This window comes from Streptomyces sp. DSM 15324 (assembly GCF_001514285.1).
GTDB lineage: Bacteria > Actinomycetota > Actinomycetes > Streptomycetales > Streptomycetaceae > Streptomyces.
The window spans coordinates 344,993-354,092 of the sequence record NZ_KQ949033.1 but is presented as its reverse complement, the minus strand read 5'-3'; the positions used below and the strand labels follow the sequence as shown (position 1 = coordinate 354,092).

Genomic DNA, 9,100 nt, shown 5'->3' with positions numbered 1-9,100 from the left:
GCTCCCACCCACTTGATGGGGTAAGGCTCCCAGTAGACGACTGGGTTGATAGGCCGGATCTGGAAGCACAGTAATGTGTGGAGGTGACCGGTACTAATAGGCCGAGGGCTTGTCCTCAGTTGCTCGCGTCCACTGTGTTGGTTCTGAAACCACGAACAGCCCCACGTTGCCACAACGTGGTGCGGCTGACAGTTTCATAGTGTTTCGGTGGTCATAGCGTGAGGGAAACGCCCGGTTACATTCCGAACCCGGAAGCTAAGCCTCACAGCGCCGATGGTACTGCAGGGGGGACCCTGTGGGAGAGTAGGACACCGCCGAACTCCTTTTAGAGCTCTGGCTCTTGGGCACACGTGGCCCAAGAGCCAGAGCTTTTTTGCGTTGAGGTAGGGTCAGGGGGCATCGTTGGCACGTTTTCTATGGAGGCCCCCGGGTGGAGGTCCAGGAGACCCGCGTCCAGACAGACCGGGTCCTCACCATCCCGAACATCCTGAGCATGGCGCGTCTTCTGGGCGTGCCCCTCTTCCTGTGGCTGATCCTCAGGCCTGAGTTCGGGGGGCCCCAGAGCGACGGCTGGGCGCTCCTGGTGCTGGCTCTCAGCGGCATCAGCGACTACCTGGACGGGAAGCTCGCCCGGCGCTGGAACCAGGTCAGCAGCCTCGGCCGGCTGCTCGATCCCGCCGCGGACCGGCTCTACATTCTCTCGACCCTGGTCGGCCTCACCTGGCGGGAGATTCTGCCCGTCTGGTTGACGGCTGTACTTCTTGCGAGGGAACTGGTCCTGCTGGTGATGGTGGGCATCCTCAGGCGCCACGGTTATCCGCCGCCGCAGGTGAACTACCTGGGCAAGGCCGCCACCTTCAACCTGATGTACGCCTTCCCGTTGCTCCTGCTCAGTGACGGAAGCGGGTGGCTCGCGTCACTCGCTGCTATTTTCGGATGGGCGTTCGCAGGGTGGGGTACAACGCTCTATTGGTGGGCAGGAGTCCTCTACGTGGTGCAGGTCCGCCGCCTCGTTCGTGCGGACGCCATGGCCGGCTGAGCCCGTCGTCGGGCGGGGGCAGTAGTGGCTCGATGGCCCGCTTCGGAAAAGTGCGGGACAATCTTGATGGGTGAAGTCGGCTAGACCGTCGTCTCTTTAGGAGGACGCTTCCGACATGAAGGCCGTCGTGATGGCCGGAGGCGAAGGCACACGCCTTCGCCCGATGACCTCGAGCATGCCCAAGCCGCTCCTGCCGGTGGCCAACCGGCCGATCATGGAGCACGTCCTGAGGCTGCTCAAAAGGCATGGGCTCAACGAGACCGTCGTCACCGTGCAGTTCCTGGCCTCATTGGTCAAGAACTACTTCGGTGACGGAGAAGAGCTCGGAATGGAGCTCAGCTATGCCAATGAGGAGAAGCCACTCGGAACCGCCGGAAGCGTCAAGAACGCAGAGGAGGCGTTGAAGGACGACGCCTTCCTCGTCATCTCCGGCGATGCTCTCACCGACTTCGACCTCACCGAGCTGATCAACTTCCACAAGGAAAAGGGCGCACTGGTCACCGTCTGTCTGACGCGTGTGCCCAATCCGCTGGAATTCGGCATCACCATCGTCGACGAAGAGGGCAAGGTCGAGCGTTTCCTCGAGAAACCGACCTGGGGCCAGGTCTTCTCGGACACGGTGAACACCGGTATCTACGTCATGGAGCCCGAGGTCTTCGACTACGTCGAGGCCGACGTGCCCGTCGACTGGTCCGGTGACGTCTTCCCGCAGCTCATGAAGGAGGGGAAGCCGATCTACGGCTTCATCGCCGAGGGCTACTGGGAGGACGTGGGCACCCATGAGAGCTATGTGAAGGCTCAGGCCGACGTGCTGGAGGGCAAGGTCGACGTCGAACTCGACGGCTTCGAGATCTCCCCCGGAGTGTGGGTGGCGGAAGGTGCCGAAGTGCACCCCGACGCCGAACTGCGCGGTCCGCTGTACATCGGCGACTACGCCAAGGTCGAGGCCGGCGCGGAAATCCGTGAGCACACCGTCGTCGGCTCGAACGTGGTGGTCAAGAGCGGCGCGTTCCTGCACAAGGCCGTCGTGCACGACAACGTGTACGTCGGGCAGCACAGCAATCTGCGCGGCTGTGTCGTCGGAAAGAACACCGACATCATGCGGGCCGCCCGCATCGAGGACGGCGCCGTCATCGGCGACGAATGCCTGATCGGTGAAGAATCGATCGTGCAGGGCAATGTCCGGGTGTATCCGTTCAAGACCATCGAGGCCGGCGCGTTCGTCAACACGTCGGTGATCTGGGAGTCCCGGGGCCAGGCGCATCTCTTCGGCGCCCGCGGGGTGTCGGGCATCCTGAACGTCGAGATCACCCCGGAGCTGGCGGTGCGGCTGGCCGGCGCCTACGCCACGACCTTGAAGAAGGGCTCCACCGTCACCACGGCCCGCGACCACTCCCGGGGCGCCCGGGCGCTGAAGCGGGCGGTGATCTCCGCGTTGCAGGCCAGCGCCATCGACGTACGGGACCTGGAGAACGTACCGCTGCCCGTGGCGCGGCAGCAGACCGCGCGGGGATCGGCCGGCGGGATCATGATCCGGACCTCGCCCGGGGTGCCGGACTCCGTGGACATCATGTTCTTCGACGGGCAGGGTGCCGATCTGTCGCAGGGCAGTCAGCGCAAGCTGGACCGGGTGTTCGCCCGACAGGAGTACCGGCGGGCGTTCCCGGGCGAGATCGGGGACCTGCACTTCCCGGCGAGTGTGTTCGACTCGTACACCGGGTCGCTGCTGCGGAACGTGGACACGACCGGGATCTCGGAGTCCGGGCTGAAGGTCGTGGTCGACGCGTCGAACGGCAGCGCGGGTCTGGTGCTGCCGAGTCTGCTCGGGAAGCTGGGCGTGGACTCGCTGACCATCAATCCCGGTCTGAACGAGGCCAGGCCGACGGAGACCGGCGATCAGCGGCGCTCGGGGCTCGTGCGGCTCGGCGAGATAGTGGCCTCCTCACGTGCGGCGTTCGGGGTGCGGTTCGACCCGGTGGGCGAGCGGCTGTCGCTCGTCGACGAGAAGGGCCGGATCATCGAGGACGACCGGGCCCTGCTGGTGCTGCTCGACCTGGTGGCCGCGGAGCGGCGCAGCGGGCGGGTGGCGCTGCCGGTGACCACGACACGGATCGCCGAGCAGGTCGCGGCGTACCACGGGACGCAGGTCGAGTGGACGACGACGTCGCCCGACGACCTGACCCGGGTCGGCCGGGACGAGACGACGATCTTCGGCGGGGACGGCAAGGGCGGTTTCATCGTCCCCGAGTTCAGCAGTGTCTTCGACGGTACGGCGGCCTTCGTGCGGCTGATCGGGCTGGTGGCGCGGACACAGCTCACCCTCAGCCAGATCGACGCGCGGATTCCGCGGGCGCACGTCCTGAAGCGGGATCTGGCGACCCCGTGGGCCGTCAAGGGGCTGGTGATGCGGCGGGTCGTCGAGGCGGCCGGAGACCGCTTCGTGGACACCACGGACGGCGTGCGGGTGGTCGAGACGGACGGGCGCTGGGTGATGGTCCTGCCCGATCCGGCCGAGGCCGTCACCCATCTGTGGGCGGAGGGGCCCGACGACGCCTCCGCGCAAGCCCTGCTCGACGAGTGGTCGTCGGTCGTGGACAGCGCCGGACGCTGATCCGCGCGGCACACGCGCGTGCCGGACAGGCCTCCGTGAAGGGGCCTGTCCGGTTCGGCGGTGGGGCCATTCGGAGGTAGTGGTCGCGACGTGCGACGATGTGCGGCATGCCGCAGCCGCCCCCCGTTCGGAGCACAACCGCGCGCGTGTCGCGCCCGGACGCCTCCATGTCGCTGCTCACCAACGTCATGGACCACAGCCTCGACGACGGGTATGCCGAAGCCGCCGCCCGCAAGGAGTCCGAGGGCGCCGGTGGTCTGCCGAAGACGCTGCGGGCGAAGCTCGGACTCGCGGGCGGGCTGGTGCTCGCGGCCCTCGTGGTGACCGTCGGGGCGGCCCAGGCGCGGATCTCGGCCCCGGTCGTCGCCAAGGAGCGTGAGGAACTGGTCGACCGCGTCGACGCCGAGACCAAGGCGGCCGACGAGCTGGAGCGGACCGTCGACCGGCTGCGCGACGACGTGAGCGCCCGGCAGCGCGAGGCGCTCAGGCACAGCGGTGGCGGCGGCCAGGCGGATCTGGTGAGCGTGCTGTCGGGGGCCGTGCAGGTGCACGGGCCCGGGATCAAGCTCGTCGTCAACGACGCCAAGGAAGCCAGCACGGGGGGTGACGGTGACCCGCGGGAGACCTCCGGGTTCTCCGACACCGGGCGCGTCCGTGACCGTGACATGCAGAAGGTGGTCAACGGACTGTGGGCGTCGGGAGCCGAGGCCGTCTCGATCAACGGACAGCGGCTGACGGCGCTGTCGGCGATCAGGGCCGCGGGTGACGCGATACTGGTCGACAACAAGCCGCTGGTGCCGCCGTACACGGTGCTCGCGGTGGGGGACGGGAAAAACCTCAGCACCAGGTTCCAGAACAGCGCGGACGGCGTCTATCTGAGCGTGTTGCAGGAGAACTACGGCATCAGGACGGCCCTTTCCGTGCAGGACGACGTCCGGCTGCCCGCCGCACCGAGTGTGATCGTACGTACAGCTGAGCCGAGAACTGAGAAGGGCACATCGTGATCGCCGTACTGGGCCTCGTCGTGGGAGTCGTGGCCGGCCTGTTGGTCCGGCCCGAGGTTCCGGCGGTTGTCGAGCCTTATCTGCCGATCGCCGTCGTGGCGGCGCTGGACGCCGTCTTCGGCGGACTGCGGGCCATGCTCGACGGGATCTTCGACGACAAGGTCTTCGTGGTGTCGTTCCTGTCGAACGTGGTGGTGGCCGCGCTGATCGTCTTCCTGGGGGACAAGTTGGGCGTGGGCGCCCAGCTGTCGACCGGTGTCGTGGTCGTCCTCGGTATCCGGATCTTCTCCAACGCCGCGGCGATCCGCCGGCACGTCTTCCGGGCGTGACGCCGATGAGCAACCAGGACGAGGTGGCCGAGAATCGGCTGCGCAAGGAACTGCCGGAGGAGGTCCCGGCGCCCCCCGCGGCGGTCGAGGAGGAGCGGGAGGTCGCCGAGCCGGTGCTGACCGGCCGGCAGCGGCTGGCGAAGGGGCTGTGGCCGCCGCGTGTCACCCGGGCCCAACTCATCGTCGCCCTGCTGCTGTTCGGGCTCGGCTTCGGTCTGGCCGTCCAGGTCGCCTCCAACAGCGACAGCGGGAACGCCCTGCGCGGCGCGCGCCAGGAGGATCTTGTGCGCATCCTTGATGAACTGGATGACCGCAGTCAGCGTCTTGAGGACGAGAAGCAGGGACTCGAGAAGCAGCAGGCGGAGCTGGAGAACAGCTCCGACCAGGCGGAGGAGGCCCGTAAGCAGACGGTGGAGAAGGAGAAGCAACTCGGCATCCTGGCGGGCACGGTGGCCGCGCAGGGGCCGGGCATCACGATGACGATCGAGGACACGAAGGGGACGGTCGAGGCGGACATGCTGCTCGACGCGATCCAGGAGCTGCGCGCCGCGGGCGCCGAGGCGATCCAGGTCAACGACGTGCGGGTGGTCGCCGGCACCTACCTGACGGATTCGGACGACAGCGTCAGCGTCGACGGGAACAAGATCAACGCGCCGTTTCGTTTCAAGGTCATCGGCAACCCGCAGGACCTGGAGCCGGCGCTGAACATCCCTGGAGGCGTGGTGCAGACTCTTGAGAAGGAGCAGGCCACGGTGACCGTCGAGCGGTCGGACAAGATCGTCGTGGACGCCTTGCGAGCGGCGAAGCAGCCTGACTACGCTCGGTCGTCGACCCGGTGAACCGGGGGTGCATGGGGGCCGTCCGGCAGGGGCATGAGGTTGCGGGGGGTCGACGCACCGATCGGGTGGTGCGTGGTGGAAACTGTCTGGTGGATACGGACGTTGTGAAGGTGTCCGGGTCGGCCGGTGTATTCATTCAGGGTTCGTCCTGCCCCACGGGCGGGTCTGTTTCGGTCAAGGGGAATCGCCCGTGAAGTTGTTTGCGAAGTTGTTCGGCAAGAGCGCGCGAGAGGGCAGCGACAACGCGACTGCCCGTCATCGCGCACAGCCCGACGCAGAGGGCCAGCGGCCGCTGTTCCGGGACCAGGTGTCCGGTCCGGGGGGTGACATTTCCGGAGGCCAGGGCGCGGCGTCTGTTGACCCCGCACAGTCCGGCGGCATAGGTTTCGGCCAACCGTCAACCTCAAGTACGGGTGGAGGGTTTTCTCCCATGTCGGCCCTGGTGTGTACGAGGTGCGGTAACCGCAACGCGGAGAACAGCCGCTTCTGCTCCAACTGCGGCGCGCCGCTGCGTCCCGGTCTGACGCCGGAGCGTGCGTCGGAGACGACCTCCACCATCTCCATCTCCGGTCTCGAGGCCTACGACTCCGAGGCCACCGGGCAGACCCAGCTGCCGGCGCTCTCCCCGGAGGCGCAGGCCGCGGTCGACGCGCTGCCGTCGGGTTCCGCGCTGCTGGTCGTCCGTCGTGGCCCCAACTCGGGCAGCCGCTTCCTGCTGGACGGCGACCTGACGACGGCCGGGCGCCATCCGCAGAGCGACATCTTCCTGGACGACGTGACGGTCTCGCGACGTCACGTGGAGTTCCGTCGCAACCCGGACGGCACCTTCAAGGTCGCGGACGTCGGCAGCCTGAACGGTACGTACGTCAACCGGGAGCGGATCGACGAGGTCCCGCTGTCGAACGGTGACGAGGTGCAGATCGGCAAGTACCGGCTGGTCTTCTACGCGAGCCAGCAGGGTTACTGACCCTCCCCCGGAGCCCATCCGGGGGGAACCAAGGGAAGGTCCATGCTTCAAACACCGAGGGGCGGTGCCGGATCCGGCACCGCCGCCGCGGACGCAGGTGCGATGAGCATCGGCACCGTACTGAACGCGCTGCGGGTCGAGTTTCCCGAGGTCACCATCTCCAAGATCCGTTTCCTGGAGGCGGAGGGGCTGATCGAGCCCCAGCGGACCCCCTCGGGGTACCGCAAGTTCAGCGCGCAGGACGTCGAGCGCCTGGGCCACGTTCTGAGGATGCAGCGCGACCACTATCTGCCGCTCAAGGTGATCCGGGAGCATCTGGACGCCATGGAGCGGGGCGAGGCCGTCGCGTTGCCGACTGTGGGCCGGCAGCGGGACGGAGAAGCCCTTCCGGAGCCCGTGGAGGGGCCCACGGCGGCCCGGATCGGGCGGGCCGAGCTGCTCGCGGCCGCCGGGATCGACGAGGCGGCGCTGGTGGAGTGGGAGTCCTACGGGCTGCTCGTCCCGCTGGAGGACGGGGTCTACGACGCCGAGGCCGCCACCGTGGCCGGGCTCGTCGCCGAGCTGGGGCGGTTCGGGATCGAACCCCGGCACCTGCGGGTGATGAAGGCCGCCGCCGACCGTGAGGCGGGGCTGGTGGACCAGGTGGTCGCCCCGCTGAAGCGGCACCGCAACCCGCAGACCAGGGCGCACGCCGAGGCCCGTACGAAGGAGCTGGCGGGGCTCACGGTCCGGTTGCACGCGGCGCTCGTGCAGACCGCTCTCGGCGTCCGGTTGCCCTGAGCCACCGGTTTTGCCCTGGGCGGATCGGTCACCCGTTCCCGGCCCGACTACCCAAACGTCCCGGGCACGGCCTAGGGTTGCTGTGTGAACGAGCTCGATGTCGTAGGTGTCCGGGTCGAAATGCCCTCCAACCAACCGATCGTGCTGCTGCGTGAAGTGGGAGGCGACCGTTACCTCCCCATCTGGATCGGACCGGGGGAGGCGACGGCGATCGCCTTCGCCCAGCAGGGCATGGCCCCCGCGCGACCGCTGACCCACGATCTGTTCAAGGACGTGCTGGAAGCCGTCGGCCAGGAGCTCATCGAGGTGCGCATCACGGATCTGCGCGAGGGCGTCTTCTACGCGGAGCTGGTGTTCGCCAGCGGCGTCGAGGTGAGCGCGCGCCCGTCCGACGCCATAGCGCTGGCGCTGCGCACCGGGACGCCGATCTTCGGCAGTGACACGGTGCTCGACGACGCGGGCATCGCCATTCCGGACGAGCAGGAGGACGAGGTGGAGAAGTTCCGCGAGTTCCTCGACCAGATCTCGCCCGAGGACTTCGGTTCCAGCAACCAGTAGCCGGAGCGCGGCCTGCGGAGTGAGGAGGGCCGCAGGCCGGCCGCCCTGTTTCCGCCACGTGCCGGCGGCGCGTGCGGGCGTCCTACGGCTCCATCTCCAGGCATTCGGCTAGCCTTTCCCCGCGGTGGGGTGCGGGAAACCACTCCTAGGGTGATTATCACTCGGCGTGGCGAGTGTGGCGATCGTTGACGCACCCCTGGTGACTGCCTACCGTCGAGAAGGCAGGTCAAGGACGGAGGTCGGCGTGAGAAGCAGCGGCGACGGTGCGGCTGGGGGTGCCCCCGGACTCGGCGTCGGGGGAAGCGGTCCGTACCCTCCCCCGAGCTCTCGGCTACGCCCGGGCAGGGGATATCCCCACCAGGGCGGCGCGGCCGAGCACGCGGCTCCGCAGCGACCCGCGGCCGTGCCGAGCAGCGGAGGGGCGGCGTCCATGGCGTCCGAGCAGATCGGCTACCGCGGACCGACGGCCTGTGCGGCCGCCGGCATCACCTACCGGCAACTCGACTACTGGGCCCGCACCGGCCTCGTCGAGCCCAGCGTGCGGCCCGCGTACGGGTCGGGGACGCAGCGGCTCTACAGCTTCCGGGACGTCGTCGTCCTGAAGATCGTCAAGCGGTTCCTCGACACCGGGGTGTCGCTGCAGAACATCCGCACGGCCGTCCAGCATCTGCGGGAGCGCGGCTTCCGTGATCTGGAGCGGATGACGCTGATGAGCGACGGCGCGACGGTCTACGAGTGCAGCTCGCCCGACGAGGTCCACGCACTGCTCCAGGGCGGTCAGGGCATCTTCGGGATCGCCGTCGGTGTGGTCTGGCGGGACGTGGAGGGCGCGCTGTCGCAGTTGCACGGCGAACGGGTCGACACGGGCGAGACGCTCGTCGGGCCCAATCCGGCGGACGAGCTGGCGCGTCGGCGCAACCGGGCGGTCTGAAGCCTTCGCCCTGCGGGGCGGCTGCGTTGTCAGTGGCGTGGT

General features: G+C 68.2%; 9 protein-coding genes and 2 rRNA genes. All 11 read left to right on the top strand.

What is annotated here, in order from left to right:
* A 23S ribosomal RNA gene (locus tag AQJ58_RS31425) occupies positions 1-117 on the top strand; the annotation flags it as partial.
* Between the two features lie 86 nt (positions 118-203).
* Positions 204-320, top strand: a 5S ribosomal RNA gene (rrf, locus tag AQJ58_RS31420).
* 110 nt (positions 321-430) lie between these two features.
* On the top strand, positions 431-1,039 hold the full coding sequence (locus AQJ58_RS31415; RefSeq protein ID WP_067256261.1) for a cardiolipin synthase ClsA: 609 nt from the start codon (positions 431-433) through the stop codon (positions 1,037-1,039).
* Positions 1,040-1,154: 115 nt separating this feature from the next.
* On the top strand, positions 1,155-3,650 hold the full coding sequence (locus tag AQJ58_RS31410; protein WP_067256259.1) for a mannose-1-phosphate guanyltransferase: 2,496 nt from the start codon (positions 1,155-1,157) through the stop codon (positions 3,648-3,650).
* Between the two features lie 98 nt (positions 3,651-3,748).
* Entirely contained in the window at positions 3,749-4,654 is a 906-nt protein-coding gene (locus AQJ58_RS31405; RefSeq protein WP_107122202.1) for a DUF881 domain-containing protein, read from the top strand.
* Positions 4,651-4,983 (top strand): small basic family protein, encoded by a 333-nt coding sequence (locus AQJ58_RS31400; RefSeq protein WP_003988855.1) that lies wholly within the window; start codon positions 4,651-4,653, stop codon positions 4,981-4,983. The genes AQJ58_RS31405 and AQJ58_RS31400 overlap by 4 nt, the downstream gene beginning before the upstream one ends.
* A gap of 5 nt (positions 4,984-4,988) precedes the next feature.
* Complete coding sequence (locus AQJ58_RS31395) at positions 4,989-5,822, top strand: DUF881 domain-containing protein (RefSeq protein ID WP_067256256.1); 834 nt, start codon at positions 4,989-4,991, stop codon at positions 5,820-5,822.
* Between the two features lie 82 nt (positions 5,823-5,904).
* Positions 5,905-6,789 (top strand): FHA domain-containing protein, encoded by an 885-nt coding sequence (locus AQJ58_RS41755; protein WP_079079347.1) that lies wholly within the window; start codon positions 5,905-5,907, stop codon positions 6,787-6,789.
* Between the two features lie 42 nt (positions 6,790-6,831).
* The gene (locus tag AQJ58_RS31385) at positions 6,832-7,569 is read left to right on the top strand and encodes a transcriptional regulator FtsR (RefSeq protein WP_067256253.1); all 738 of its coding nucleotides are present in this window, start codon (positions 6,832-6,834) and stop codon (positions 7,567-7,569) included.
* Between the two features lie 84 nt (positions 7,570-7,653).
* Positions 7,654-8,127 carry a bifunctional nuclease family protein gene (locus tag AQJ58_RS31380; RefSeq protein ID WP_067256251.1) on the top strand — a complete coding sequence of 158 codons (474 nt, stop codon included), beginning with the start codon at positions 7,654-7,656 and terminating at the stop codon, positions 8,125-8,127.
* A 244-nt stretch (positions 8,128-8,371) separates the two neighbouring features.
* On the top strand, positions 8,372-9,058 hold the full coding sequence (locus AQJ58_RS31375) for a MerR family transcriptional regulator (protein WP_079079346.1): 687 nt from the start codon (positions 8,372-8,374) through the stop codon (positions 9,056-9,058).
* Positions 9,059-9,100 lie beyond the last annotated feature (42 nt).

What these genes read in the sequence shown, in the direction of transcription:
- AQJ58_RS31395 (WP_067256256.1), top strand. Translation starts at nt 4,989, where the DNA reads ATGAGCAACCAGGACGAGGTGGCCGAGAATCGGCTGCGCAAGGAACTG.
- AQJ58_RS31410 (WP_067256259.1), top strand. Translation starts at nt 1,155, where the DNA reads ATGAAGGCCGTCGTGATGGCCGGAGGCGAAGGCACACGCCTTCGCCCG.
- AQJ58_RS31405 (WP_107122202.1), top strand. Translation starts at nt 3,749, where the DNA reads ATGTGCGGCATGCCGCAGCCGCCCCCCGTTCGGAGCACAACCGCGCGC.
- AQJ58_RS31385 (WP_067256253.1), top strand. Translation starts at nt 6,832, where the DNA reads ATGCTTCAAACACCGAGGGGCGGTGCCGGATCCGGCACCGCCGCCGCG.